Source organism: Rhizobium laguerreae (assembly GCF_002008165.1).
Taxonomy (GTDB): domain Bacteria; phylum Pseudomonadota; class Alphaproteobacteria; order Rhizobiales; family Rhizobiaceae; genus Rhizobium; species Rhizobium laguerreae.
Genome location: NZ_MRDM01000011.1, coordinates 485,744 through 509,839, shown reverse-complemented (window position 1 = coordinate 509,839; position 24,096 = coordinate 485,744). Strand labels below are relative to the sequence as shown.

Below are 24,096 nucleotides of genomic sequence, written 5' to 3'. Positions count from 1 at the left end.
GTGAGTGGGCTTATAGAACTAACCCTCATAAACAGTCAACACACCCAACCAAAGTTTTTTGACATTTTTGTAACAGGTTGAAAATGAAGGGCTTTTATCGCCTGCCTCCAAAAACGAGCAAATCCACCACCCAATCGGACGGTTTTTGAGATTCGTTTTTGCCGAATCCTGAAGGATAGGCTTCGGCGAGGGAGATGAGCCTTATATGGGGCGCCTGACGCGGAATTCCAGGGTGCTTGCCTATGCCGCGCCTCACTCGCTAGTTTGGCGATGAAGAACGATGCGGCGGAGTGAAGAATGCTTGTCCTTGATGAAGAACAAACGCGCGCGGCCCTGCCCTGGCCGGAACTGATCGATGCGATCGCCCGCATGTTCCAGAGCGAATGCGTGATGCCGGTGCGCCATCACCATGAGATGGAGGTACCGGGTGAGGAGAGCGCCACACTGCTCCTGATGCCGGCCTGGGTTCCTGGACGCTATGCCGGGGTGAAGACTGTCTCGGTCTTTCCAGGCAATGTGCGGCGGAGCCTGCCGGCGATCTTCGGAACCTATCTTCTTTCCTCCGGCGCTACCGGGGAAATGCTTGCCGCAATCGACGGCGGCGAGTTGACAGCGCGGCGGACGGCGGCAGCATCGGCGCTGGCGGCCCGACATCTCGCCCGTGCCGACGCGGAAGAGCTGCTCGTCTGCGGAACCGGGCGGCTGTCGCTCAACCTGATGCTTGCCCATGGCACGACCCGGCCGATCAAGAGGTACCGGGTCTGGGGCCGTAACGGGCAAGCGGCGGAAAAGATCGCAGCCGAAGCCCGGGCGCTCGGCCTGAATGCCGAGGCGGTCGCGGATGCTGAAGCCGCAGCGCGGACAGCCGATATCATTTCCTGCGCCACGCTTTCCAGCGCACCGCTGATATCAGGCGAATGGCTGAAGCCCGGCGCGCATCTCGATCTCGTCGGCGCTTTCAAGCCGAGCATGCGCGAAAGCGACGACGAGGCCATCCGCCGTGCCTCCGTTTATGTCGACACCCGCGCCGGCGCCATCGCCGAGGCAGGCGACATCGTCCAGCCGCTGAAAAGCGGCGTGCTGAAGGAAGGCGACATCAGGGCTGAGCTTGCGGAACTCGTCAGCGGCGCCCATGGCGGACGAAGCCATGACGCAGAAATCACGCTGTTCAAGTCGGTGGGTGCGGCGTTGGAGGATCTCGCCGGCGCCATCCTTGCCTATGAGACAGTGACGGGCCAAAAGTGACAATCAGTGCATCCTTGCCGGAGCTTCCGGTTTCACATGTCCTGCCGGCCGTCGCTACCGCGCTGGAAAAGCAAAAACGCGCCGTTCTTTCCGCCCCGCCCGGCGCCGGCAAGACGACGCTGGTACCACTCTATCTGCTCGACAAGGCCTGGCGCGGCGACGGCAAGATCATCCTGCTGGAGCCGCGGCGGCTGGCGGCGCGAGCAGCGGCAAGCCGGATGGCATCGCTCATCGGCGAACAAGTCGGCGAGACTGTCGGCTATCGCATGCGCCTCGACAACAGGATATCGGCAGCGACACGGATCGAGGTCGTGACCGAAGGGGTTTTCGCCCGGATGATCCTCGACGATCCGGAACTGAACGGCGTCTCGGTCGTGATCTTCGACGAGTTCCACGAGCGTTCGCTGGACGCGGACTTCGGACTCGCTCTGGCACTCGATGTCCAGTCGGCGCTGCGCGAGGATCTGCACATCCTGGTCATGTCGGCGACCCTCGATGTCGAACGCGTGGCCGGCTTGCTCGACCATCCACCTGTTATCGAAAGCCTGGGGCGCAGCTTTCCGATCGATATCCGTTACCAGGATCGGCCGGGCGGCGAGCGTATCGAGGATGCGGTGACGCGGGCGATACTCGATGCCCATGCCAACGAGGGCGGCTCGATCCTCGCCTTCCTGCCCGGCCAGGCGGAAATCACCCGGACCTTCGAACGACTGCAGGCGCGATTCGGAGCCGAAACTCTGATTGCGCCCCTTTACGGCAATCTCAGCCAGAAGGAGCAGGATGCGGCGATCCGGCCGGCATCCCAGGGGACGCGCAAGATCGTGCTTGCGACATCGATCGCCGAAACATCGATCACCATCGACGGTGTCAGGATCGTGATCGACAGCGGGCTGCAGCGCCTGCCGGTGTTCGAGGCGTCGACCGGGATCACGCGGCTGGAAACGGTCCGCGTGTCGCGGGCATCCGCCGATCAGCGGGCCGGCCGTGCCGGACGAACGGAACCGGGCATCGCCGTCAGGCTGTGGCACCAGGGACAGACGGCGGCACTGCCGGCCTTCACCCCGCCGCAGATCCTTTCCAGCGATCTCTCGGGGCTGGTGCTCGACCTCGCACATTGGGGCGTTCAAGATCCGGCATCCCTTGCCTTCGTCGATCAGCCGCCGGAAACGACGCTGAGGGAAGCGCGGGTGCTGCTTGGCCAGCTCGGCGCCCTCGACAAGGACGGAGCGTTGACAGCGCGCGGCAAGATGATGCGCGATCTGGCTTTGCCGCCGCGGCTTGCCGCCATGGTCGTCTCGGCGGGAGAAGCGGGGCAGGCCCGGGATGCGGCGATGATCGCCGTGCTTCTCACCGAACAGGGGCTTGGCGGAACGAGTGTCGATATTGAGGAACGGCTGCGACGCTTCAAGGCCGAGCGGGGCGAGAGAGCAGAGGCCTCGCGGCGACTGGCGGGACGGTTGGCGAGCGGGCTCGACAGGGGTGCCTCAGCGGCGCCGGCGCTTGCAGGCCAATTGCTGCTGCATGCGTTCCCGGATCGAATCGCACTTCAGCGCGGCGGGCGCGGCCGATTCGTGATGGCGAACGGGCGCGGAGCAGAGTTGCCGGAAACCGAGAGGCTGGCCGGCAGCCAGATGCTGGTGATCGCCGACCTGACCGGACGGGCGGCACAGGCGCGGGTTCTGGCGGCAGCCGAGGTGACACGCGGCGACATCGAAGCCGAGTTGCCCGGTGAGATCAAAACCGGCGACCAGATATTCTTCGACCGCCAGAGCCGGCAAATCCGGGCGCGGCGGGCAACCCGGCTCGGCGCGATCGTCTTCGAAGAGACGCCCTTGCCGCGCCCTTCCGGGGCAGCAGTCACCCAGGCGCTCGTGGAGGGGGTACGCGAGCTGGGGCTCGATCAGCTTGTGTTCTCGAAGGACGCCGTGCAACTGCGCGAGCGGATCGGATTCCTCCACAGGACGATCGGCGAGCCCTGGCCCGATGTCAGCGATGATGCCCTGCTTTCCCGGCTCGACGACTGGTTCGCACCCTTCCAGACGGAGGCCCGCGGCCTTTCGGAGATTTCCGCAGCCGGGCTTTCGAACGGTCTGATGTCGCTGGTGCCGCACGAATTGCAACGCGACCTTAGCCGGCTTGCGCCAACCCACTTCGAAGCGCCGACCGGCCAAAGGCATCCGATCCAATATGAGGGCGAGGAGCCGGTGCTGACGATCCGCGTGCAGGAGCTGTTTGGACTGAAGCAGCATCCGGCCATTGCCGGCGGCCGCCTGCCGCTGCTGCTCGAGCTCACCTCGCCGGCGCACCGGCCGATCCAGACGACACGCGACCTGCCGGGCTTCTGGGCCGGCTCTTGGAAGGATGTGCGTGCCGATATGCGCGGGCGCTATCCCCGGCATCCCTGGCCGGAACGGCCGGAGGATGCGTTGCCGACGACACGGGCAAAACCGCGTGGTACATGAGGGCCATTCAAGGGAGCCGTCGGCATGATCGATAAGCCTGACATGATCGACAAGACGGAAGGCTATACGCTGGAGGACCGGCATAGTAGCCGCAGGCTGCGTCTGCAGACACTGGTGCGGCTGCGCTGGCTTGCCGTCGGCGGACAGGCGCTGACAGTTTTCATCGTTGCCTTCTGGCTGAAATTTCCCTTGCCGCTGGTTGCCAGTTCTTCGCTGATCGCCGCCCTGGCCTGGGTGAATTTCTACCTGACGATCCGCTATCCGCCGACGCATCGGCTGGAACCGCCGGCCGCCTTTGCGCTGCTCGGCTTCGATCTTTTGCAGCTCTGCGCGCTGCTCTTCATCACCGGCGGCCTTGCCAACCCCTTCGCAGCGCTCGTCTGCGTGCCGGTCATCATCTCCTTTGCCTCGCAGCCGATTCGCTACAGCACCGCGCTGATCGGTGTTGCGATGGTCTGCATCACGGTGCTTGCCTTTTCGCCCTTCCCGTTGCCCTGGTTCGACGGGGCCGAGATCAACGTGCACAACGTCATGCAGTTCGGTGTCTGGTGCTCGATCGCCTCGACCATGGCATTCGCCGCTTTCTATGCCTATCGGGTCTCGATGGAAGCGAGCCAGCTTGCCGATGCGCTGGCTGCGACCGAACTGGTGCTGCAGCGGGAAAAGCATCTGTCGCAGCTCGACGGGCTGGCAGCCGCCGCCGCCCATGAACTCGGCACGCCGCTTGCGACGATCAGCGTCGTCGCCAAGGAAATGGAGCGGGAACTCAAGGATGACGATCGTTTCCGCGAGGATGTGATGCTGCTGCGCAGCCAGAGCGAACGCTGCCGCGACATCCTGCGGCGGCTGACGACGCTTTCCTCCGAAGGCGAGGCGCATATGCGCCGGCTGCCGCTTTCCTCGATGATCGAGGAGATCGTCGCGCCGCACCGGGAATTCGGCATCAGATTGGAGCTTATCGAAAAGAGCCCGCGCAAGGGCGAGCCGGTCACCGATCGCAATGCCGGCATCATGTACGGGCTCGGCAATCTGATCGAAAATGCCGTCGATTATGCCCGAGAGAAAGTGATCGTTACCGTCGAGCACGATCACGACAAAGTGCTGATCGTCATCGAGGACGACGGCAACGGTTATGCGCCCGATATTCTGACACGGATCGGCGAGCCCTATGTGACGAAGCGACAGAAGGAAGATACGGCAGGCGGCCTCGGGCTTGGACTTTTCATCGCCAAAACGCTGCTGGAGCGCTCCGGCGCATCGCTGGTTTTCGAGAACCGCGACCCGGAAAGTGCGGGGGCACGCATCCGGATCGAATGGCCGCGCATGCTGATCGACGCAAATTCGACAAAATGACTTTGTCGGCATAAAGGATATAAGCGGTTGACGCAGATCGGGCGTTCAACCGCCGGGACCGAGACGATGACAGAACAGAATCATGACAATTTCACCGCGTCGGACGAAGACCATATCGGTCCCGATGCCAGCCTGCTGATCGTCGACGACGACGGGCCGTTCCTGCGCCGCCTGGCGCGGGCGATGGAGACGCGCGGCTTCCAGGTGGAGACGGCGGAATCGGTGGCGGAGGGCGTCGCGAAATCGAGAGGCAGGCCGCCGAAATATGCGGTGGTCGACCTTCGGCTCGGCGACGGCAACGGGCTCGACGTCATCGAGGCGATCCGCCAGCGGCGCGACGACACCAGGATCATCGTGCTGACCGGCTACGGCAATATCGCAACGGCGGTCACGGCCGTAAAACTCGGCGCCGTCGATTATCTGGCAAAGCCTGCGGATGCCGACGACATCTTTTCGGCGCTGACACAGCGGCCGGGCGAGAAGGCCGAGCTTCCCGAAAACCCGATGTCGGCCGACCGGGTGCGCTGGGAGCATATCCAGCGGGTCTATGAAATGTGCGAGCGCAATGTTTCCGAAACGGCGCGTCGGCTCAACATGCACCGGCGGACGCTGCAGCGTATCCTTGCCAAACGCGCGCCGAAATAGACGCCCACGTCGCGCCCATTAAACATCATCCACGGTGAACGGTTTTCCGTTCGCCCATTCGGCCATCATCAGCCTTTGCGCGGCGGCACGCGAGAAGTTGAGCGTGACGGATTTGCGCGTGGCCGGCGCCATGCGGTGTTCCGGCGCCTCGCGAATCATATGGGCGCCGTAACCATCCGACAGGAACAGTCCGCATTCCTCGGGAAAGATCTCCAACGGCACATCCTGGTGAGTCGCGAAGAACAATCGGTCGCAATGCAGCCTGTATTCCGGCCATTTGCGATCCACCCTGAAATCTTCGATCGAGGTCTTGATTTCGATGATCCAGACCTCGCCCTTTTCCGAAAGCGTGATCAGATCGGCGCGGCGGCCACTGGCCAGCGGCAGTTCAGGCAGCACGGCATGGCGCATTTCATGCAGCAATATCTGCGTTCCGCGCCGCACCATCATGGCCCTGTCCGATTGCCGGCCATCGATTAACGGATTGTTATTGTAAACACTCAAAATCGTCATGGATAACCACCGCGGGGGCTGGCGTGTTGTTGCAAAAAAGCCATGCGCTTCTAATTTGCGCGGCAGACGGATTTGTCGCGCTGCAGTAGTCTTGCAAAGCGCAAGTTAATCGAAAATAAACCATAATCAACGATGGTCGAAAGACCGTTCTCCTTGCCCCAAAACTTCAAGAGTCATCCATGCGCATCCGCAATGCATTCCCTGTCTTTGGCCTGCTGGCGACATTCGCTCTGGCCGGTTGCTCCACGACCTCAGACAGCGCATCCGCCGACGACAAGGGCGCAGGCCCGACGGTTCAGACGGCACAGATCTTCAATGACGCCTACGGCCTGACGAAGGATGCCGGATACTCCCTACCGGCGATCCCGATCGACAGGGTCAAGCCGCAATTCCGCCGCCAGGTCGTCAGCTACCAGACCACAGAGCGTCCTGGAACGATCATCGTCAACACGCGCGAGCGCTTCCTCTACTACATCCTGGCCAACGGCAAGGCGATGCGCTACGGCATCGGCGTCGGCAAGCAGGGCTTCGCATGGGCCGGCACCGCCTACGTCGCCTGGAAGCAGGAATGGCCGAACTGGCACCCGCCAAAGGAAATGGCCGTCCGCCGGCCTGATCTCGCCAAATACGTCGAGGACGGCATGGGTCCGGGTCTCAGCAATCCGCTCGGCGCGCGCGCCATGTATCTCTTCAACGAGGACGGCAAGGACACCCTCTTCCGCCTGCACGGCACGCCGGAATGGGCCTCCATCGGCACCGCCGCTTCCTCGGGCTGCATTCGCCTGATGAACCAGGACGTCATCGATCTCTACAGCCGCGTCCGCCCGGGCAAGGGCACGTCCAAAGTCGTCGTCATTCAGTAAGCTAATTATTGAATTCGGTATAAAAAAGGCCGCCGAACTATCGTTCCGGCGGCCTTTTCGTATTCTCCGTCAGGCAGTCTGCTTCGCCTTGAGCTCGAGGCGGCGGCGGTGAAGCACCGGCTCGGTGTAGCCGTTCGGCTGTTCTCTGCCCTTCAGGACGAGATCGAGGGCGGCCTGGAAGGCGATCGAATCATCGAAATGGCCGGCCATCGGCCGGTAGGCGGGATCCGACGCATTCTGCCGATCGACGACGGCGGCCATGCGCCTTATCGTCTCGACGATCTGAGCTTCGGTGACGACCTTGTGATGCAGCCAATTTGCCAAGTGCTGGGCCGAAATGCGCAGCGTCGCGCGATCTTCCATCAGGCCGACATTGTTGATGTCGGGCACTTTCGAGCAGCCGACGCCCTGATCGACCCAGCGCACGACATAGCCGAGGATGCCCTGGGCATTGTTATCGAGTTCGCGCTGGATTTCTTCCGGCGTCCAGTTCGGCCGCACCGCGACCGGCACGGAGAGAATATCGGAGAGTTTGGCGCGGGCGCGATCCTTCAACCCCTGCTGGACACGGGCGACATTGACCCGGTGATAATGGGTGGCATGCAGGGTCGCGGCCGTCGGCGATGGCACCCAGGCGGTGTTGGCGCCGGCCTTCGGGTGGGCGATCTTCTGTTCGAGCATCGCCGCCATCAGATCCGGCATCGCCCACATGCCCTTGCCGATCTGGGCATGGCCGGACAAGCCGCATTCAAGGCCGATGTCGACGTTCCAGTTCTCATAGGCTGATATCCATGCCGCCTGGCGCATGTCACCCTTGCGAATCATCGGGCCGGCTTCCATCGAAGTGTGGATCTCGTCGCCGGTGCGATCGAGGAAGCCGGTATTGATGAAGACGACGCGCTCGCGGGCGGCACGGATGCATTCCTTGAGGTTGACGGTCGTGCGGCGCTCCTCATCCATGATGCCCATCTTGATGGTGTTGCGCGGTAGGCCAAGCGCATCTTCAACCCGCGAGAAGATCTCGACGGCGAAGGCCACCTCTTCCGGCCCATGCATCTTCGGCTTGACCACATACATCGAGCCGGTCCGGGAATTCTTCCGCCGGCCGGAGGGACCAATATCATAAAGCGCGATCAGGCCGGTGATCGCAGCATCCATGATGCCTTCAGGCACCTCGTTGCCGTCGCGGTCGAGGATCGCCGGGTTGGTCATGAGGTGGCCGACATTGCGCACCAGCATCAACGAGCGGCGATGCAGCTCGAAGGCGGTACCATCCGGGCCAGCATATTGCAGATCCGGGTTGAGCGTGCGGATGAAGCTCGTTCCGCCCTTTGCCACCTCTTCCTGCAGATCGCCCTTCATCAGACCGAGCCAGTTGCGATAGACGACGACCTTGTCCTCGGCATCGACGGCGGCAATCGAATCCTCGCAGTCCATGATCGTCGTAATTGCCGATTCCAGCCAGACATCGGAAATATCAGCCGGATCGGCTTTTCCGATCGTCGTCGCCGCATCGATGACGATTTCGATGTGAATACCGTTGTTCTTCAGGAGAATATGCGTGGGAGCGGCGGCATCTCCGCGATAGCCGGCAAAATGCTTGCCGTCCGTCAGCATGGCCTGCTCGCCATCGATCGATCTGACGACCAGCGCTCCATCCTTGACGGCGAAGCTTCCGACGTCCCTCCAGCGGCAGTCCTGCAGCGGCGCTGATGTATCGAGGAAATCGCGGACCCAGGCGATGACCTTCTCGCCGCGCTTCGGATTGTAACCCTTACCCTTCTCTGCGCCATCGCTCTCCGGAATGGCGTCCGTGCCGTAGAGCGCATCATAGAGCGAGCCCCAGCGGGCATTGGCGGCGTTCAGGGCGTAACGGGCGTTCATGACGGGAACGACGAGTTGCGGGCCGGCGGTCGAGGCGATCTCCGGATCGACATTTTCGGTCGAAACCTGGAAGTCGGATCCTTCAGGCAGGAGATAGCCGATTTCGCGGAGGAAGGCCTGGTATTCGTCCATATCGGCCGGCGCGCCGTGCCGGCGATACCAGTCGTCGATCTTTACCTGCAGCTCGTCGCGTTTTGCCAGCAGCGCACGATTTTTCGGGGCGAGATCGTGGACGATCGTCGAAAAATCGGCGAAGAACTTGTCCGCATCGACCGCCAGACCCGGCAGCACCTCCTCGACGAGGAAATCATGAAGGACGGTTTCGATGGCAAGACCGTTCTTATCAACGCGGTTCATGCGACATTCTCCCTGGCAACGACTTTTGAATGCTGCCACTTTGCCCGGCTTTCATTCACAGTCAATTCCGCAATAATTCGAAAGATTTATGCTTTGGTGGAAATTATGCGCGGCGTCACGCGCATCGGCAGCCCGTTCTGCGGCTGCGTCGTCAGCTTCTGCACCGGCCATGGATTGGTCTGATCGGTGGAATCGAAGCGATAACGATGCATCAGGACAGCAAGGGCGATCACCGCCTCCTGAAGCGCAAATGTTGCGCCGATGCAGACACGCGGGCCGGCGCCGAAAGGCAGGAACTGGAAGCGGCCGATAGAGCCGCGATTTTCCGGCAGGAAGCGTTCGGGCATATAGGCGCGCGGCCTGTCCCAGTGAAGTTCGTGGCGATGCAGCGTCCAGGGCATGATCAGCACCGTGACGCCGGCCTCGATTACGACCCGCTCGCCCTTGGGGCTTGTCCAGGAATCATCCGCTATGGCGGCGCGATTGATCGATGGCGCCGGCGGATAAAGGCGCAAAGCCTCCTCGAAGGCGGCGCGCGTCTGCGGCATCATATCCAGCCATTCCACAGGTTTGGTCCCAGTGGCGAGCACCGCGTCGATTTCTTCTTCCATCGCCTCGCGGATATGCGGGCTGTTCGATATGCAATACAGCGTCCAGGCCAATGCCCGGGCTGTGGTTTCATGCCCCGCGCCGATAAAGGTCAGAATATTGTCTTCGATTTCTTCCTTGGTCAGCCCCTCAGGGCCAGCCTGCTCCAGGAGCAGGGTCAGGAAATCTTGCGGCGCGCTGCTGCGGTCTGCCTTCATCTTTGCGAGCCGCATATCCATCGTGTTGCGTACGATGGCACGGAATTTCTCCAGCACTTTCTGACCGCCGATGCGGGTCACACGTGGAACCCAGGACGGAGCGCGCATCAGATCCATCGGATCGACCCGGCCCATGCGATGCAGGAGTTCATTGACATCGTCGGCGAAATGGCCGCTCGAGGTGACGATTTCGCCGGAGAACAGGGTATCAGCGAGAATGGCAAAGGTCAGCTCCGTCATATCGGTGCTGATATCGAAAATTGCGCCTGTCTCGCCTGCGCTCTCATATTTGCGGGCATAATCTTCGGACTGGCGCAGCATCTGCCCGGCAAAGCCTTGGGCATGGCGAGGCGTGAAAATAGGCGCCACCGCCTTGCGCGATCTTTTCCAGACAGGACCTTCGGCGGTCAGAAGGCCGTCGCGGAGGATCGGACGCAGGACGAGCTGGCGCACATCCGACATGCGGTAACTATTGGCATTGTCGACCAGCACGTGCTTGATCAGGCCGGGATCGTTGACGATCAGCGTCCTCTGGCCGAAGAAATTGGTGCGGATCCAGGGCAGCGTGTAGGATGGCTCGCCCCAGAGTTCGAGCGGATTGCGCAGGATGATGCGAATGATTTCCAGCCGGCTCGGCGGCACGGCTCGCGGCAGCGGTGCTGGCGGGACGAAGGGGTCCGGACGCATGTCCATCATCAAAGCCTTTCGGGGAAGATTTAAGCCTTCCCGGCAGGCCTGAAGCTAGAGCAGGCCCTTGAGTTCGTCCAGCTTGTCGTTGATCAGCCAGCCGTAATAATTCTCTTCCGGCCAGACGGTCGCACCAGCGCCGCGGTTTTTCGCAGCAAGTGCTGCGGCGCGCTGGCGCGAATTGCCGACATTATAGAGCGTCGCCGTCAGGCCGGGATTGCCCGAGATATCCATGCCGGCGATCTCCTTGTAATCGTCGATCGACCTGCGGATCGAGGCCGCGACGAAGGCGAGCGAGATGTCGGGATCCATGATGGCCCTGTAGACGGCGCCGGCATTCTTCTCATTCAGCCTCGGATAGCCCGACACGCGGGTCACGAGATCGGAGAGCATCAGCGCCGTCAGCGGATTGACCTGGCCGAGACCGAAGGTCTGGCCGGCATAGAAGGGCTGGAAGAAGACCGCGCTGAAACGGTTGTTAGGAAAGCTCGTACCTTCAACCGTATTGCCGCGGAAATCGGTTTCCCAGACATCTTCGCGGCAGGACCAGAGCGTGTAGGAATCGCTCTTGCCCTTGCATTCGGAAAATTGCGGCCGTGCCACGAATTCGTCGACGCTTTCGCCATCATAAGCGAAGCGGAAGCTTTCTCCGGCATAGGAGGCAGCCTTAACATAATAGGCCTGCAGCCGGTCGTAGGCATCGACATTATAGGTGTGTTCGCCGACGATCGCGCCGACGACATGGATGGGATTGATGCCATAAGCGCTGGAAATCTTGCGGATCTTGCTCATCAGCTCGCGATCGGTCGCCAGAAGCTCATGAACCTTTTCGTATTTCAGATCGAAGCTGCTCTTGGTGCCCTTGGTGCGCCGGATGGAAGCGCCCGGAATATCGGGCTGCTCGGCATGACGGTTGCCCGCCGGCACCGCCTGCATAGCGAAGGCAGGCGCCGAATTCACCAGGGCAACGGCAATCATAAGGCTTGTCAAAAGGCGTCGCACGATCCGTTATCCCGTCCGTTCCATCATCCTGTTTGCGATGCGGCTGCCTGGACCAGAATCTTGGCCGAATAAAGCCGGAGCGGAAAACAAAACGGGCCTTCACTAGAAAGTAAAAGGCCCGTTGTCGAGAGTCGCGTTCGTCACAATCCGGCATTCATGCCGGGAAAGACATGAAGCGGTGCGCCGATATCACAGAATGAAGCGCGAGAGATCGGTATTCTGTGCGAGATCGCCGACATGTTCGCGCACATAAGCTGCATCGATCGTCACGGCCGTCCCGCCTCGATCCGGCGCGTTGTAGGAAATATCGTCCAGCACCCGCTCCATCACCGTCTGCAGACGGCGTGCGCCGATGTTCTCGACGGAGGAGTTCAGATGCACGGCGACATCGGCAAGCGCGTCGATCGCGTCGTCGGTGAATTCGAGGCTCAGGCTCTCGGTTTCCATCAGCGCGCGGTACTGGCGGATGAGACTTGCTTCCGTCTCGGTCAGGATCCGGCGGAAATCATCCTTGTTCAGCGGACGCAATTCGACACGGATCGGCAGGCGGCCCTGCAATTCCGGCAGAAGATCCGAAGGCTTGGAGACATGGAAGGCGCCGGAGGCGATGAACAGGATATGGTCGGTCTTGACCGGCCCGTATTTGGTCGAGACCGTCGTGCCTTCGACGAGCGGCAAGAGGTCGCGCTGCACGCCTTCGCGCGAAACGCCGGCGCCCATGCCGCCGTCGCGGGCGGCAATCTTGTCGATTTCGTCAAGGAAGACGATACCGTCATTCTCGGTGGAGCGAACGGCTTCACGCTGGATCACTTCGTTGTCGATCAGCTTGTCGGATTCGTCGCGGATTAGGTCACTATACGAGGCCTTGACTGTGGTGCGGACCTTCTTGGTGCGGCCGCCCATCGCCTTGCCGAACATTTCCGACAGGTTCAGCACGCCGATATTGGCGCCCGGCATGCCGGGAATTTCGAAGCCTCCCATGCCGGAGCCGGCATCGGCCACCTCGATATCGATTTCCTTGTCGTCGAGTTCGCCGTCCCGGAGCTTCTTGCGGAAGTTTTCGCGCGTGGCAGGCGATGCCGTCGTGCCGACCAGCGCATCGAGAACACGCTCCTCGGCGCTCACATGCGCCTTGGCCTGCACCTCGGCCCGCTTCTTCTCGCGCACCAGGCCGATGCCGACCTCGACGAGGTCGCGGATGATCTGCTCGACATCGCGGCCGACATATCCGACTTCGGTAAACTTTGTGGCTTCCACCTTGATGAAGGGCGCACCGGCGAGCTTTGCCAGACGGCGGGAGATTTCCGTCTTGCCGACACCGGTCGGGCCGATCATCAGGATGTTCTTCGGCATGACTTCGTCGCGCAGGCTCGGGTCGAGCTGCTGGCGGCGCCAGCGATTGCGCAACGCAATCGCAACGGCGCGCTTGGCGTCATGCTGGCCGATGATATAGCGATCGAGCTCGGAAACGATCTCGCGGGGGGAAAAAGTGGTCATTGCGTGTCATTCTCCTGGCGGTCCAGGGCCATCAACAGCGCCCGGCCGTAATTAGTCGTTGTTTCGCCAAGTCCTTGAAAGCCCGCCTTGGTATAGGCTCTGATTGCGAATGCGTTGTCAGGATGCGGATCGACCAGGATCCGCTGCGCGCCCTTTGCAAAGAGCATATCGCAAAACCCTATCATAAAGGCCGGTCCATGACCCTTGCCCGCGAGTTCCTCGATGCCGATGAACTGGTCGATGCCGTAGGTGCCCTTCGGCTGACCGGCGAGCGCTTCATCGTCCACGTCGTCGAGATCGGCCGCCTGGATAAAGGCGAAGTCCTTTCCATTCAGCGTGACGATGAAGCACGAGACGGAGGCCGCATCGATATGCTTTTCCATCGAAGCCAGCGCCTTGGCCGGATCGCTCCACCAGCGCCTGACATGCCGGCTTTCCAGCCATTTGGCGAGGAGCGCCAGGTCAACCGCGGCAAGCGGCCGGAAGGCATAGGGTTCAGCCTTCGGCATCCAGCGATTCCACCACGACGTTGTGGTTCGTGTAGACGCAGATGTCGGCGGCGATATCGAGGGCGCGGCGGGCGATCTCTTCGGCCGATTTGTCGGTATCCATGAGTGCGAGGGCGGCCGCGAGGGCAAAATTGCCGCCGGAACCGATCGCCGTTGTGCCATGCTCCGGTTCCAGAACGTCGCCGTTGCCGGTGATCGCCAGCGTGATCGACTTGTCGGCGACCAGCATCATGGCTTCGAGATTGCGCAGGTACTTGTCGGTGCGCCAGTCCTTGGCGAGTTCGACGGCGGCGCGCATCAGCTGACCGGGATACTGCTCCAGCTTCTTTTCAAGCCTTTCGAGCAGAGTAAAGGCATCGGCGGTGGCGCCGGCGAAACCGGCGACGACTTCGCCCTTACCGATGCGGCGCACCTTGCGGGCATTGCCCTTCATGACGGTCTGGCCGAGGCTCACCTGGCCATCGCCTGCCATCACCACCTTGCCGCCTTTTCGAACTGTAATGATTGTTGTCATAAAACACCTGTCTGCCGGGCCGCATGCCGGCCCTGTTGAGCCCTATGTAAGTGGACTGGCGCCGATTGCAAATGGGCCGGCTTTTCTCTTGCCCGGCTTCTGGATATTTCCCGATGCGCCTGATAAGGAACGGCCTTATTCCCGATGGAGGGCCATATGGCCGAGACCGCAGCGAGCCGCACCGGCAGCGTTTCCCGCAAGACCAACGAAACCTCGATTTCCGTTTCCGTCAATCTCGACGGCACCGGCAAATCGACGATCTCGACGGGCGTCGGCTTCTTCGACCACATGCTCGACCAGCTTTCGCGACACTCCCTCATCGACATGGAGATCGATGCCAAGGGCGACCTGCATATCGACGACCATCATACGGTCGAAGATACCGGCATCGCCATCGGCCAGGCGATCTCCAAGGCGCTCGGCGACCGGCGCGGGATCACCCGCTACGCCTCGATCGATCTCGCCATGGACGAGACGATGACCAAGGCTGCGGTCGATCTTTCCGGCCGGCCGTTCCTCGTCTGGAATGTTGCCTTCAGCGCGCCGAAGATCGGCACTTTCGACACCGAGCTCGTGCGCGAATTCTTCCATGCGCTCGCCCAGAATGCCGGCATCACCTTGCATATTCTCAACCATTATGGTGCCAACAATCACCATATTGCCGAGACATGCTTCAAGGCCGTTGCCCGTGCATTGCGCACGGCAACAGAGATCGATCCGAGACAGGCGGGCCGTGTTCCCTCGACCAAGGGCACGCTTGTCTGAGCCCTTCAAGGGAGCAGCGGCAGTGACATCCAGCTATATCTTCCTGACACCGCCCGGTAACACGAGCGCCACGGCCGATGAGACGCGAACCATCCGTGACGGCTTCACGCTGCTCGGCTTCCTGTTTCCATGGGTTTGGCTGCTGGCGCATCGGCTTTGGCTGCATGCGGCCGCGGCCTTTCTGCTGCAGGGGATTGGTGGTGCGCTGATGGACGAACCGGGCCTCGGGCCGGCGGGAGCGGCAATCCTGTTGGGCGTGAATATGCTGGTCGGTCTCGAGGGCCAGAATTTCCGGGTCCGCAACCTTGCTGCCAAGGGCTGGAACGAAGACGCATTCATTGCGGCCGATACGATCGGCATTGCTGAGCAGGTCTATTTTTCGGACAGGGCGGCCATCGCAGCTAGTGACGACGCCGCGGCACCGGACTGGCAGAACAAGGCCCGTCCGAACAGCCCGCACGGCGATGCAACGTCGCTTGGTCTCTTTGGTTTTGATGGAGGACGCTGACGATGCGCGTCGCGATTATCGACTATGGCTCCGGCAACCTGCGCTCGGCGACCAAGGCTTTCGAGCGCGCCGCCCACGAAGCTGGCATCGATGCCCATATCGATCTCACCGACAGGGCGGAGGATGTTGCCGCGGCCGATCGTATCGTGCTTCCCGGTGTCGGCGCCTATGCCGATTGCCGGCGCGGCCTCGATGCCGTGCCTGATATGGCCGAGGTTCTGATCGAGGCTGTCGAGAAGAAGGCGCGGCCGTTCCTCGGCATCTGCGTCGGTATGCAGCTCATGTCCTCGCGCGGCCTCGAGAAGACCGTGACGCACGGTTTTAACTGGATTCCCGGTAACGTCGTCGAGATGACGCCGGATGATCCGGCACTCAAGATCCCGCAGATCGGCTGGAACACGCTCGACCTGAAGCGCCAACATCCGCTCTTCGAAGGAATTCCGACGGGGTCGCAGGGACTGCACGCCTATTTCGTGCATTCCTACCATCTTGCCGCCGAAAACGCCGAGGATGTTATTGCGACGGCCGACTATGGCGGTCCGATGACTGCTTTCGTCGGGCGCGACAACATGGTCGGGGCGCAGTTTCACCCGGAAAAGAGCCAGAAGCTCGGCCTGGCCCTGATCGCCAATTTTCTGCGCTGGAACCCGTAGAGCCCCGAACCCGTCAAGCATTGTTCACACAATCCCGAAGCAAAACGGCTACACGGTTTTGCTGGAATTTCTCCAAGGGCTGGCTTTTAATACAGCCGCCTTATTTCCCTAGAGCATGATGCCGAAAAGTGTGAGCGGTTTTCGGACGACATCATGCTCTGACTGTATAATGTAGAACAGGATGCAGATTTTAGGCCGACCCGGCCTAAAATCATCCTGTTCTAGTATGGAAACGGCGGAACAGGAGTGCGCGATGCCGGCTTCACGGAAATCAGGCAAGGTGTTCTACACGTTGCGGCCCTCCAGGGAAGGCTTGCCCCCCTTTTCTGATATCAAGCTTCCCGGCGGCACGGTCATCCGCCGTGTCGACGAAGCCATCCACAGGAAGGCGCTTTCCAATGCAGCCAAGGCGCTGAAAGAAAGGCTGGACCGATGATCCATGACTCTTTCCCCGCAAACGACGGTTCGAGCCGGCGGCAGAACGGGGTCAGCGCCGGCGATATCGCCGAGGCGGTGCTGGAATTCTATATCGAAGGTGAGGACGATCTGATCGGCCTGCTCGCCTACGCACTCTACGAGCGGCAAAAGCGCGATTTCGTTCTCAGCCATCGCAAGCGGAACGCCGGCCGTTCGCCCGATGAGGCCGAGCTTGCCGCCGTCAACAGCAATTATCTCTCGACCGACCTACGCAACACGCTACGCGACCGCGCCTCGCAGATCCTTTCGAGTTATGCCGAAACCTATGTCGAGGCGATGGAGCCGCAGATCCGGCTGACCGCCGTCAACAGCGATGCGTTGCGTCAGGTACGAAACATCGAGAAATCGATCAAGAGGCGCCTGGGCTTTTGGCGTCAGGTCCGGGCCGGCTTTGCCGTCACCCTGCTCCTTCTTCTGCTTTTCGGCGCGGCTGCCATTGCCGCTGTCTTTTTCCAATCGGATATCGTAGATGCGTGGAAAGCGCTGATGGTACCGACCACTCTACGGACGTAAGACGACATGATCCTTTTTCCCGCGATCGACCTGAAAGGCGGCCAATGCGTCCGCCTGAAACTCGGCGACATGCAGCAGGCAACAGTCTACAACACCGATCCGGCCGCCCAGGCGAGATCCTTCGAAGATCAGGGTTTCGAATGGCTGCACGTGGTCGATCTCGACGGCGCCTTTGCGGGACATTCGGCAAATGGCGATGCCGTCGAAGCGATCTTGAAGGCAACGGATAATCCCGTGCAGCTCGGCGGCGGTATTCGCACCCTCGATCATATCGAGGCCTGGCTTTCGCGCGGGCTGCGGCGCGTCATTCTCGGCACCATCGCGGTCAGAAATCCGGCGCTGGTCATCGAGGCCTGCCGGAAATTTCCCGGTCATGTCGCCGTCGGCATCGATGCCAAGGGCGGCAAGGTGGCCGTCGAGGGTTGGGCGGAAGCCTCCGAACTCGGTGTCATCGAGCTCGCCAGGAAATTCGAGGGTGCCGGCGTCGCCGCGATCATCTACACCGATATCGACCGCGACGGCATTCTGGCCGGCATCAACTGGAGTTCGACGCTGGAACTTGCCGACGCCGTTTCCATTCCCGTCATCGCCTCGGGCGGCCTTGCCTCTCTCGACGATGTCAGGCGCATGCTGGAGCCCGATGCGCGGAAGCTGGAAGGGGCGATTTCAGGCCGTGCGCTTTATGACGGTCGTATCGATCCCAAGGAAGCGCTGGCGCTGATCAAGGCGGCCCGGGCCAAGGAGACCGCATAAATGACCCTCAAGGCCCGCGTCATTCCCTGCCTCGACGTCAAGGACGGCCGTGTCGTCAAGGGCGTCAACTTCCTCAATCTCGTCGATGCCGGCGATCCCGTCGAAGCTGCGAAGGCTTATGATGCGGCCGGCGCCGACGAACTCTGCTTCCTCGACATCACCGCCTCCTCGGACAATCGCGAGACGATCTTCGATGTCGTGTCGCGCACGGCCGACCAATGCTTCATGCCGCTGACGGTCGGCGGCGGGGTGCGCACCATCGCCGATATCCGCAAGCTGTTGCTGTGCGGTGCCGACAAGGTCTCGATCAATTCGGCAGCCGTCAGCAATCCCGACTTCGTCACCGAGGCAGCCGACAAGTTCGGCGACCAGTGCATCGTCGTTTCGATCGATGCCAAACTCCGGCGCACGCAGGCGGTCGGCGGCGACAATCTCAGCGCCTGGGAAATCTATACGCATGGTGGCCGCAACGCGACCGGCATCGATGCCGTCGAATTCGCGGAGAAGATGGTGGCGCGCGGCGCCGGCGAGCTCTTGGTCACCTCGATGGACCGCGACGGCACCAAGGTCGGCTACGATCTGGAGCTGACGCGGGCGATCGCCGATGCGGTGCGTGTGCCGGTCATCGCGTCCGGCGGCGTCGGCGATCTCGACGATCTCGTCGCCGGGGTGAAGGAAGGCCATGCCAATGCAGTGCTGGCCGCCTCGATCTTCCACTTCGGCACCTATTCCGTCAGCGAGGCGAAGCACTATATGTCGAAGTGCGGCATCGACATGCGTCTCGACTGAACCTTGAAGGCGGACCTATGAGCGGATTTTCCCTTTCCGATCTCGAAAGCATCGTCGAAGAGCGATCGAAAGCGTCGCCGGAGCAATCCTGGACAGCCAAACTCGTGGCCGCCGGCCAGCCGAAAGCGGCAAAGAAGCTCGGTGAAGAGGCGATCGAAGCCGTGATGGCGGCGGTAACCGGCGACCGCGACAATCTGACCTATGAGGCTGCCGATGTGCTCTATCACCTATTGGTCGTATTGAAGATTGCTGAAATACCGTTAGAGAATGTCATGGCCGAACTCGAGCGCAGAACCGCGCAGTCCGGCCTCAAGGAAAAGGCCAGCCGGCAGAGTTCATGAGTATCGCGACTGAGATTATCGGGGTGCCGGAAACGTTGGATCATTTCCAGTCGGAATCCTATTCGCCCTACCACTTCTTCTCTTCCGAGCAATGGGCGAAATTCCGCGCCGACACGCCGTTGACGCTGGCGAGCGACGAGGTCAAACGGCTTCGTTCGATGGGCGATCCGATCGATCTCGACGAGGTCCGGCGCATCTATCTGTCGCTGTCGCGGCTGCTCTCGGCACATGTCGAATCCTCGCAGATGCTGTTTGAACAGCGCAACCGCTTCCTCAGCCTGTCCGATGTGACGAAGACGCCCTTCGTCATCGGCATCGCCGGCTCGGTCGCTGTGGGAAAATCGACCACCGCCCGTATCCTCAAGGAGCTCCTGGGGCGCTGGCCTTCCAGTCCGAAGGTCGATCTCGTCACCACCGACGGCTTCCTGCATCCGAACGCCGTGCTGCAGCGGGAAAAGCTGATGCAGCGCAAGGGTTTTCCGGAAAGCTACGACACGGGTGCAATCCTGCGCTTTCTCTCGGCGATCAAGGCCGGACGGCCGGATGTGAAGGCGCCCAGCTATTCGCACCTCGTCTACGACGTGCTGCCGGACGAATACAAGATCGTCGACCGGCCCGACATCCTGATCTTCGAGGGCATCAACGTGCTGCAATCGCGCGACCTGCCGGCCGGCGGCAAGATCGTGCCGATGGTCTCCGACTTCTTCGACTTCTCGATCTATATCGATGCCGCCGAAGACGAGATCCACAACTGGTATGTCACGCGCTTCATGCGGCTGCGCGAGACCGCCTTCCGCGATCCGAATTCCTATTTCCATCGCTATGCCTCGATCAGCGACGCGGAAGCGCTCGAAATCGCCGAGGATCTTTGGGCAAACATCAACCTGAAGAACCTGCGGCAGAACATTCTGCCGACGCGTCCACGCGCCGATCTCATCCTGAAAAAGGGCAAGGATCACCTGATCGAACAGGTTGCGCTGCGAAAACTATAGCGGCGCCTATATTTTTAGGGATTGACGCGGCGAAGCGTCAGATTGATGCGGCCGCCATTCTTCAGCAGCGTCGACGTCGCCGGATGGATACGGTCGACGCCGTGGAAACACAGCCTCCCCTCGCCGCCCAGCACGACCAGATCACCGCTCGAAAGCTTGAAAGATAGCGTGCGATCATTGCGGCTGAGACCGCCGACGCGAAAGAGGCAGCTGTTGCCGAGCGAGATCGAGACGACCGGGGCTTTGAGATCCTGTTCGTCCTTGTCCTGATGCAAGCCCATGCGCGCTTCGTCGGAGTAGAAATTGACGAGGCAGGCTTCCGGCGGCTTGTCGTAACCCGAAACGTCATTCCAGATATCGAGCAATTGCTGCGGCATATCAGGCCAGGGTCTGCCGGTTGCCGGGTGCGTCGGCTGGTAGCGATAGCCGCGCTCTTTGTCCGTCACCCAGCCGAGCGGCCCGCAATTGGTCATGCGCACGGACATCGGCTTGCCGGTGCCAGGCATGGCGGGCACATAAAGCGGCGCTTCGGCGACGACGGAGCGGATTATCTCGACCAATGCCTCCTGACGCGCTCGGTCGAGGTAACCGGGGAGATGGCGGATGCCGCTGAAGAGCTCCGGCATGTCACTCACCGCCGCCGCCGCCGGGGCGGCCGCGCATTTTCTTGACTTCCGAGCGACCGGATTTTTCCTTCAGGCGGCGTTCGACCGAGCCCTTGGTCGGCCTGGTCTTCTTGCGCGGCGGCGGCGGCGGCTTGGCGGCCTCGAGGATCAGCTCCTTCAATCGGTCGCGCGCATCCTCGCGGTTTCTGTCCTGGCTGCGAAACCGGCTCGCCTCGATCATCAGCACGCCCTCCTTCGACAAACGCCGGCCGGCGAGCTTGATCGCATTGGTTTTGACACGATCATTGAGGGACGGCGAATTCGCGATGTTGAAGAACAGCTGGACAGCGGTCGAGACCTTGTTGACATTCTGCCCGCCGGGACCGCCCGCCAGAACGAACTGTTCCGTCAGCTCCCATCCCGCGATGGTGATCCTGTCATCGATATAGAGCGCGTCGCTGGCCATGCGGCGTTCTATCTCACATCGGCGGCGAATTGAAAATATCGGCTGTGACATGGAAAACCCGGCGATCTTGCGATGCCGGGTTTCACGTGAGTCAGAGGTTTGATCTGCTTATTCGGCAGCGACCTTTACGCCGGGGGCCGCATCACGGACGCCGCCGTCGACATGATTTTCGAACTTGGCGAAGTTCGCAATGAACATCGAGACCAGCTTTTCGGCCTGCGCGTCATAGGCTGCCTTGTCGGTCCAGGTCGAGCGCGGATCGAGAATGCTGCCATCGACACCGTCGACGGAGACCGGCACGGCGAAGCCGAAGTTCGTGTCAGCACGGAATTCGACCTGTCCAAGTTCGCCGCTCAGGGCGGCAGCGAGAAGCGCACGCGTCGCCTTGATCGGCATGCGCTTGCCGGTGCCGTAAGCGCCGCCGGTCCAGCCGGTATTGACAAGCCAGCATTGGACGCCATGCCGACCGATCAACTCCTTGAGCAGATTGCCATATTCGGCCGGATGCCGCGGCATGAAAGGAGCTCCGAAGCAGGTGGAGAAGGTTGCTTCCGGCTCGACGACACCCTTTTCGGTGCCGGCCACCTTGGCGGTGTAGCCGGAGAGGAAGTGATACATCGCCTGATCAGGCGTCAACCGGGCGATCGGCGGCATGACGCCGAAGGCATCGGCGGTCAGCATGATGATCGTCTTCGGATGCCCGGCACGGCCCGTTTCCGAAGCATTCGGGATGAAGTACATCGGATAGGCGCAACGGGTGTTCTCGGTCAGCGACCCATCGTCGAAATCCGGCTCGCGGCTTTCGTTCAGCACGACGTTTTCCAGCACTGTGCCGAAGCGCTGCGTCGTCGCATAGATTTCCGGCTCGGCTTCGGCCGAGAGGCGAATGGTTTTGGCGTAGCAGCCGCCTTCGAAGTTGAAAATGCCGTTTTCGCTCCAGCCGTGTTCGTCATCGCCGATCAGCGTCCGGGCCGGATCGGCCGACAGCGTCGTCTTGCCCGTGCCGGAAAGGCCGAAGAAGACCGCCGCGTCTCCATCCGGGCCGACATTGGCCGAGCAGTGCATCGGCATCACGCCCTTGACCGGCAGCAGGTAGTTGAGCACGGTGAAGACCGATTTCTTCATTTCGCCGGCATAGGAGGTGCCACCGATGAGGACGAGGCCGTTGGTGAGATCGCAGGCGATCACCGTTTCCGAACGGCAGCCGTGGCGGGCCGGATCGGCCTTGAAGCTCGGCAGATCGATGATCGTCAGCTTCGGCAGGAAGCTGGACAGCGCTGCGGTGTCAGGGCGGATCAGCAGATTGCGGATGAACAGCGAATGCCAGGCGAATTCGGTCACGACGCGGGTCGGTAGGGCATGACCTTCCTCGGCGCCGCCGACGAGATCCTGGACGAAAAGCTCCTTGCCCGCGGCATGCGCCAGCATATCGTCGCGCAGCACGGCGAAGTGCTCCGGCGAGATCGGCTTGTTGTTGTCCCACCAGATTTCGCCATCGGTATTGATATCGCGAACGACAAACTTGTCGCGCGGCGAACGGCCCGTGTGCTGGCCGGTAATAGCCCGCAATGCGCCTTGAGCGGTCAGTTCGGCTTCGCCCCGGCGGATCGCTTCTTCATAGAGCGTAGCGGCGGAAAAGTTGTAGCGAACGCTGGCTGCGCCGCCCAATCCAACCGTTGCCAGCCCTATTGCCGGGTTATGAACTCCGAACATTTCCATGGCTAGTTCCCTTCACTCAGGCTCGTTGCCGTTAAAACTAATCGCGAAAATACGGGCAGAAATTTTAAAACACAAGATGGAAAACTGGAGAAAATGCTGTGATATCAAATAATTAATCGATTTAAATTTATCGCCTCAATTTTAAATCGTTTGAATAGGTCGGGTTTAAAGATTCGAACGCGCTACTTAAGATTGCAGGCGAATTTTGCGACAATCCTCCCCTTTATCTTTGCCACAATTTGTTCCACCTTTATCCTCCATAAGCGCATCCGGTCACTGAGACCGCCTGGGGAGAGCAGATCCGGGAGATTGCGCACTGATGACGGAGACCAACACCATGCCGACAATCGCGCTCGTTGATGACGACCGCAACATCCTCACCTCGGTGTCGATCGCGCTGGAGGCCGAAGGATATAAGGTCGAGACGTATACGGACGGTGCTTCGGCGCTCGACGGCCTGCTGGCGCGACCGCCGCAGCTGGCGATCTTCGACATCAAGATGCCGCGCATGGACGGCATGGAACTGCTGCGCCGCCTGCGGCAGAAGTCGGATATTCCCGTCATCTTCCTCACCTCCAAGGATGAGGAGATCGATGAACTCTTCGGCCTGAAGATGGGCGCCGATGATTTCATCACCAAACCTTTTTCGCAGCGTCTGCTGGTGGAGCGCGTGCGCGCCGTCCTGCGCCGCGCGTCAAGCCGCGAAGCCGCCGCCGCCGGCACCGGCCCCAGCGGCGCGCCGAAGACCGGCGCGGTGCAGCAGGCCCGCTCGCTGGAGCGCGGGCAACTGGTCATGGACCAGGAACGCCATACCTGCACCTGGAAAGGCGAGGCCGTGACGCTGACGGTGACCGAATTCCTGATCCTGCATTCGCTGGCGCAGCGCCCCGGCGTCGTCAAAAGCCGCGACGCGCTGATGGACGCAGCCTATGACGAACAGGTCTATGTCGACGACCGGACCATCGACAGCCACATCAAGCGGCTGCGCAAGAAATTCAAGATGGTCGACACCGACTTTGATATGATTGAAACACTCTACGGAGTGGGATACCGCTTCCGCGAAGCAGGCTGAGCCCCGAGCGGCGCAGCGCGCTCCTGCATAATCTCCTAAGTCGGCATCGATTTAAGGATCAAATTATGCAGCAGTTCAAAATGTCACAGCGTCCTTTGCGCGTCTG

At 61.2% G+C, this 24,096-nt stretch carries 25 protein-coding genes; 15 read left to right on the top strand and 10 right to left on the bottom strand.

Annotated features, from left to right (window positions below; all coding sequences use genetic code 11):
* Nucleotides 1–297: 297 nt before the first annotated feature.
* From lhpI to BS630_RS14920, 4 genes are all read left to right on the top strand, one after another.
* Nucleotides 298–1,245 (top strand): bifunctional Delta(1)-pyrroline-2-carboxylate/Delta(1)-piperideine-2-carboxylate reductase, encoded by a 948-nt coding sequence (lhpI, locus tag BS630_RS14935; protein WP_077978062.1) that lies wholly within the window; start codon nt 298–300, stop codon nt 1,243–1,245.
* Nucleotides 1,242–3,707, top strand: coding sequence for an ATP-dependent helicase HrpB (gene hrpB / locus BS630_RS14930; RefSeq protein ID WP_077978061.1), 2,466 nt, complete (start codon nt 1,242–1,244; stop codon nt 3,705–3,707). The genes lhpI and hrpB overlap by 4 nt, the downstream gene beginning before the upstream one ends.
* Nucleotides 3,708–3,731: 24 nt before the next feature.
* On the top strand, nt 3,732–5,060 hold the full coding sequence (locus tag BS630_RS14925; protein WP_170268996.1) for an ActS/PrrB/RegB family redox-sensitive histidine kinase: 1,329 nt from the start codon (nt 3,732–3,734) through the stop codon (nt 5,058–5,060).
* Nucleotides 5,061–5,126: 66 nt separating this feature from the next.
* A complete protein-coding gene (locus BS630_RS14920; RefSeq protein WP_077978093.1) occupies nt 5,127–5,705 on the top strand; it encodes an ActR/PrrA/RegA family redox response regulator transcription factor in 579 nt (192 codons plus the stop codon).
* 18 nt (nt 5,706–5,723) lie between these two features.
* Here BS630_RS14920 and BS630_RS14915 read toward each other — a convergent pair whose 3' ends face one another.
* Entirely contained in the window at nt 5,724–6,218 is a 495-nt protein-coding gene (locus BS630_RS14915; RefSeq protein WP_012759589.1) for an MmcB family DNA repair protein, read from the bottom strand.
* A gap of 179 nt (nt 6,219–6,397) precedes the next feature.
* Here BS630_RS14915 and BS630_RS14910 point away from each other — a divergent pair, with 179 nt between their 5' ends.
* Nucleotides 6,398–7,081: a L,D-transpeptidase gene (locus BS630_RS14910; protein WP_077978060.1), complete on the top strand. Its 684-nt coding sequence runs from the start codon at nt 6,398–6,400 to the stop codon at nt 7,079–7,081.
* A 69-nt stretch (nt 7,082–7,150) separates the two neighbouring features.
* On the opposite strand, the gene BS630_RS14905 is transcribed toward BS630_RS14910, so the two are convergent.
* From BS630_RS14905 to hslV, 6 genes are all read right to left on the bottom strand, one after another.
* Nucleotides 7,151–9,322 carry a malate synthase G gene (locus BS630_RS14905; protein ID WP_077978059.1) on the bottom strand — a complete coding sequence of 724 codons (2,172 nt, stop codon included), beginning with the start codon at nt 9,320–9,322 and terminating at the stop codon, nt 7,151–7,153.
* Between the two features lie 86 nt (nt 9,323–9,408).
* Nucleotides 9,409–10,821 carry a cytochrome P450 gene (locus BS630_RS14900; protein ID WP_077978092.1) on the bottom strand — a complete coding sequence of 471 codons (1,413 nt, stop codon included), beginning with the start codon at nt 10,819–10,821 and terminating at the stop codon, nt 9,409–9,411.
* A gap of 48 nt (nt 10,822–10,869) precedes the next feature.
* On the bottom strand, nt 10,870–11,817 hold the full coding sequence (locus BS630_RS14895; RefSeq protein ID WP_077978058.1) for a DUF1402 family protein: 948 nt from the start codon (nt 11,815–11,817) through the stop codon (nt 10,870–10,872).
* A 189-nt stretch (nt 11,818–12,006) separates the two neighbouring features.
* A complete protein-coding gene (gene hslU / locus BS630_RS14890) occupies nt 12,007–13,314 on the bottom strand; it encodes an ATP-dependent protease ATPase subunit HslU (protein ID WP_011649875.1) in 1,308 nt (435 codons plus the stop codon).
* Nucleotides 13,311–13,823 carry a GNAT family N-acetyltransferase gene (locus BS630_RS14885; RefSeq protein WP_077978057.1) on the bottom strand — a complete coding sequence of 171 codons (513 nt, stop codon included), beginning with the start codon at nt 13,821–13,823 and terminating at the stop codon, nt 13,311–13,313. Before BS630_RS14885 ends, hslU begins: the two co-directional genes overlap by 4 nt.
* On the bottom strand, nt 13,810–14,337 hold the full coding sequence (hslV, locus tag BS630_RS14880) for an ATP-dependent protease subunit HslV (RefSeq protein WP_017962666.1): 528 nt from the start codon (nt 14,335–14,337) through the stop codon (nt 13,810–13,812). Before hslV ends, BS630_RS14885 begins: the two co-directional genes overlap by 14 nt.
* 156 nt (nt 14,338–14,493) lie before the next feature.
* Here hslV and hisB point away from each other — a divergent pair, with 156 nt between their 5' ends.
* From hisB to coaA, 9 genes are all read left to right on the top strand, one after another.
* The gene (gene hisB, locus BS630_RS14875) at nt 14,494–15,102 is read left to right on the top strand and encodes an imidazoleglycerol-phosphate dehydratase HisB (protein ID WP_003544176.1); all 609 of its coding nucleotides are present in this window, start codon (nt 14,494–14,496) and stop codon (nt 15,100–15,102) included.
* 22 nt (nt 15,103–15,124) lie between these two features.
* The gene (locus BS630_RS14870; protein ID WP_077978056.1) at nt 15,125–15,610 is read left to right on the top strand and encodes a DUF2628 domain-containing protein; all 486 of its coding nucleotides are present in this window, start codon (nt 15,125–15,127) and stop codon (nt 15,608–15,610) included.
* Nucleotides 15,611–15,612: 2 nt separating this feature from the next.
* Entirely contained in the window at nt 15,613–16,263 is a 651-nt protein-coding gene (gene hisH, locus BS630_RS14865; RefSeq protein ID WP_025396536.1) for an imidazole glycerol phosphate synthase subunit HisH, read from the top strand.
* A 253-nt stretch (nt 16,264–16,516) separates the two neighbouring features.
* On the top strand, nt 16,517–16,699 hold the full coding sequence (locus BS630_RS14860) for a hypothetical protein (protein ID WP_003544173.1): 183 nt from the start codon (nt 16,517–16,519) through the stop codon (nt 16,697–16,699).
* Nucleotides 16,696–17,253, top strand: a complete 558-nt coding sequence (locus tag BS630_RS14855; protein WP_077978055.1) for a hypothetical protein — start codon at nt 16,696–16,698, stop codon at nt 17,251–17,253. Before BS630_RS14860 ends, BS630_RS14855 begins: the two co-directional genes overlap by 4 nt.
* 6 nt (nt 17,254–17,259) lie before the next feature.
* Nucleotides 17,260–18,006 carry a 1-(5-phosphoribosyl)-5-[(5-phosphoribosylamino)methylideneamino]imidazole-4-carboxamide isomerase gene (gene hisA, locus BS630_RS14850; protein WP_077978054.1) on the top strand — a complete coding sequence of 249 codons (747 nt, stop codon included), beginning with the start codon at nt 17,260–17,262 and terminating at the stop codon, nt 18,004–18,006.
* Nucleotides 18,007–18,795 (top strand): imidazole glycerol phosphate synthase subunit HisF, encoded by a 789-nt coding sequence (hisF, locus tag BS630_RS14845; protein ID WP_077978053.1) that lies wholly within the window; start codon nt 18,007–18,009, stop codon nt 18,793–18,795. It abuts the gene before it with no gap.
* Nucleotides 18,796–18,812: 17 nt separating this feature from the next.
* On the top strand, nt 18,813–19,136 hold the full coding sequence (locus BS630_RS14840) for a phosphoribosyl-ATP diphosphatase (protein ID WP_017995608.1): 324 nt from the start codon (nt 18,813–18,815) through the stop codon (nt 19,134–19,136).
* Nucleotides 19,133–20,128, top strand: a complete 996-nt coding sequence (gene coaA, locus BS630_RS14835; protein WP_017962658.1) for a type I pantothenate kinase — start codon at nt 19,133–19,135, stop codon at nt 20,126–20,128. The genes BS630_RS14840 and coaA overlap by 4 nt, the downstream gene beginning before the upstream one ends.
* Before the next feature lie 14 nt (nt 20,129–20,142).
* Here coaA and BS630_RS14830 read toward each other — a convergent pair whose 3' ends face one another.
* The 3 genes from BS630_RS14830 to BS630_RS14820 form a co-directional block, all read right to left on the bottom strand.
* Entirely contained in the window at nt 20,143–20,754 is a 612-nt protein-coding gene (locus BS630_RS14830; RefSeq protein WP_077978052.1) for an alpha-ketoglutarate-dependent dioxygenase AlkB family protein, read from the bottom strand.
* 1 nt (nt 20,755) lies between these two features.
* The gene (gene arfB / locus BS630_RS14825) at nt 20,756–21,199 is read right to left on the bottom strand and encodes an alternative ribosome rescue aminoacyl-tRNA hydrolase ArfB (protein ID WP_077978051.1); all 444 of its coding nucleotides are present in this window, start codon (nt 21,197–21,199) and stop codon (nt 20,756–20,758) included.
* Between the two features lie 108 nt (nt 21,200–21,307).
* Complete coding sequence (locus tag BS630_RS14820; protein WP_077978050.1) at nt 21,308–22,918, bottom strand: phosphoenolpyruvate carboxykinase; 1,611 nt, start codon at nt 22,916–22,918, stop codon at nt 21,308–21,310.
* Nucleotides 22,919–23,255: 337 nt separating this feature from the next.
* Between BS630_RS14820 and BS630_RS14815 the strand changes: the two genes are divergently transcribed.
* The gene (locus BS630_RS14815) at nt 23,256–23,990 is read left to right on the top strand and encodes a response regulator transcription factor (RefSeq protein ID WP_206102978.1); all 735 of its coding nucleotides are present in this window, start codon (nt 23,256–23,258) and stop codon (nt 23,988–23,990) included.
* Nucleotides 23,991–24,096 lie beyond the last annotated feature (106 nt).

What these genes read in the sequence shown, in the direction of transcription:
- BS630_RS14900 (WP_077978092.1), bottom strand. Translation starts at nt 10,821, where the DNA reads ATGGACATGCGTCCGGACCCCTTCGTCCCGCCAGCACCGCTGCCGCGA.
- hisF (WP_077978053.1), top strand. Translation starts at nt 18,007, where the DNA reads ATGACCCTCAAGGCCCGCGTCATTCCCTGCCTCGACGTCAAGGACGGC.
- BS630_RS14840 (WP_017995608.1), top strand. Translation starts at nt 18,813, where the DNA reads ATGAGCGGATTTTCCCTTTCCGATCTCGAAAGCATCGTCGAAGAGCGA.
- hisB (WP_003544176.1), top strand. Translation starts at nt 14,494, where the DNA reads ATGGCCGAGACCGCAGCGAGCCGCACCGGCAGCGTTTCCCGCAAGACC.
- BS630_RS14920 (WP_077978093.1), top strand. Translation starts at nt 5,127, where the DNA reads ATGACAGAACAGAATCATGACAATTTCACCGCGTCGGACGAAGACCAT.
- BS630_RS14910 (WP_077978060.1), top strand. Translation starts at nt 6,398, where the DNA reads ATGCGCATCCGCAATGCATTCCCTGTCTTTGGCCTGCTGGCGACATTC.
- hslV (WP_017962666.1), bottom strand. Translation starts at nt 14,337, where the DNA reads ATGACAACAATCATTACAGTTCGAAAAGGCGGCAAGGTGGTGATGGCA.
- lhpI (WP_077978062.1), top strand. Translation starts at nt 298, where the DNA reads ATGCTTGTCCTTGATGAAGAACAAACGCGCGCGGCCCTGCCCTGGCCG.
- BS630_RS14915 (WP_012759589.1), bottom strand. Translation starts at nt 6,218, where the DNA reads ATGACGATTTTGAGTGTTTACAATAACAATCCGTTAATCGATGGCCGG.
- hisA (WP_077978054.1), top strand. Translation starts at nt 17,260, where the DNA reads ATGATCCTTTTTCCCGCGATCGACCTGAAAGGCGGCCAATGCGTCCGC.
- arfB (WP_077978051.1), bottom strand. Translation starts at nt 21,199, where the DNA reads ATGGCCAGCGACGCGCTCTATATCGATGACAGGATCACCATCGCGGGA.
- BS630_RS14820 (WP_077978050.1), bottom strand. Translation starts at nt 22,918, where the DNA reads ATGGAAATGTTCGGAGTTCATAACCCGGCAATAGGGCTGGCAACGGTT.
- BS630_RS14815 (WP_206102978.1), top strand. Translation starts at nt 23,256, where the DNA reads ATGCCGACAATCGCGCTCGTTGATGACGACCGCAACATCCTCACCTCG.
- coaA (WP_017962658.1), top strand. Translation starts at nt 19,133, where the DNA reads ATGAGTATCGCGACTGAGATTATCGGGGTGCCGGAAACGTTGGATCAT.
- hisH (WP_025396536.1), top strand. Translation starts at nt 15,613, where the DNA reads ATGCGCGTCGCGATTATCGACTATGGCTCCGGCAACCTGCGCTCGGCG.
- BS630_RS14830 (WP_077978052.1), bottom strand. Translation starts at nt 20,754, where the DNA reads ATGCCGGAGCTCTTCAGCGGCATCCGCCATCTCCCCGGTTACCTCGAC.
- BS630_RS14885 (WP_077978057.1), bottom strand. Translation starts at nt 13,823, where the DNA reads ATGCCGAAGGCTGAACCCTATGCCTTCCGGCCGCTTGCCGCGGTTGAC.
- BS630_RS14905 (WP_077978059.1), bottom strand. Translation starts at nt 9,322, where the DNA reads ATGAACCGCGTTGATAAGAACGGTCTTGCCATCGAAACCGTCCTTCAT.
- BS630_RS14855 (WP_077978055.1), top strand. Translation starts at nt 16,696, where the DNA reads ATGATCCATGACTCTTTCCCCGCAAACGACGGTTCGAGCCGGCGGCAG.
- BS630_RS14860 (WP_003544173.1), top strand. Translation starts at nt 16,517, where the DNA reads ATGCCGGCTTCACGGAAATCAGGCAAGGTGTTCTACACGTTGCGGCCC.
- BS630_RS14925 (WP_170268996.1), top strand. Translation starts at nt 3,732, where the DNA reads ATGATCGATAAGCCTGACATGATCGACAAGACGGAAGGCTATACGCTG.
- hslU (WP_011649875.1), bottom strand. Translation starts at nt 13,314, where the DNA reads ATGACCACTTTTTCCCCCCGCGAGATCGTTTCCGAGCTCGATCGCTAT.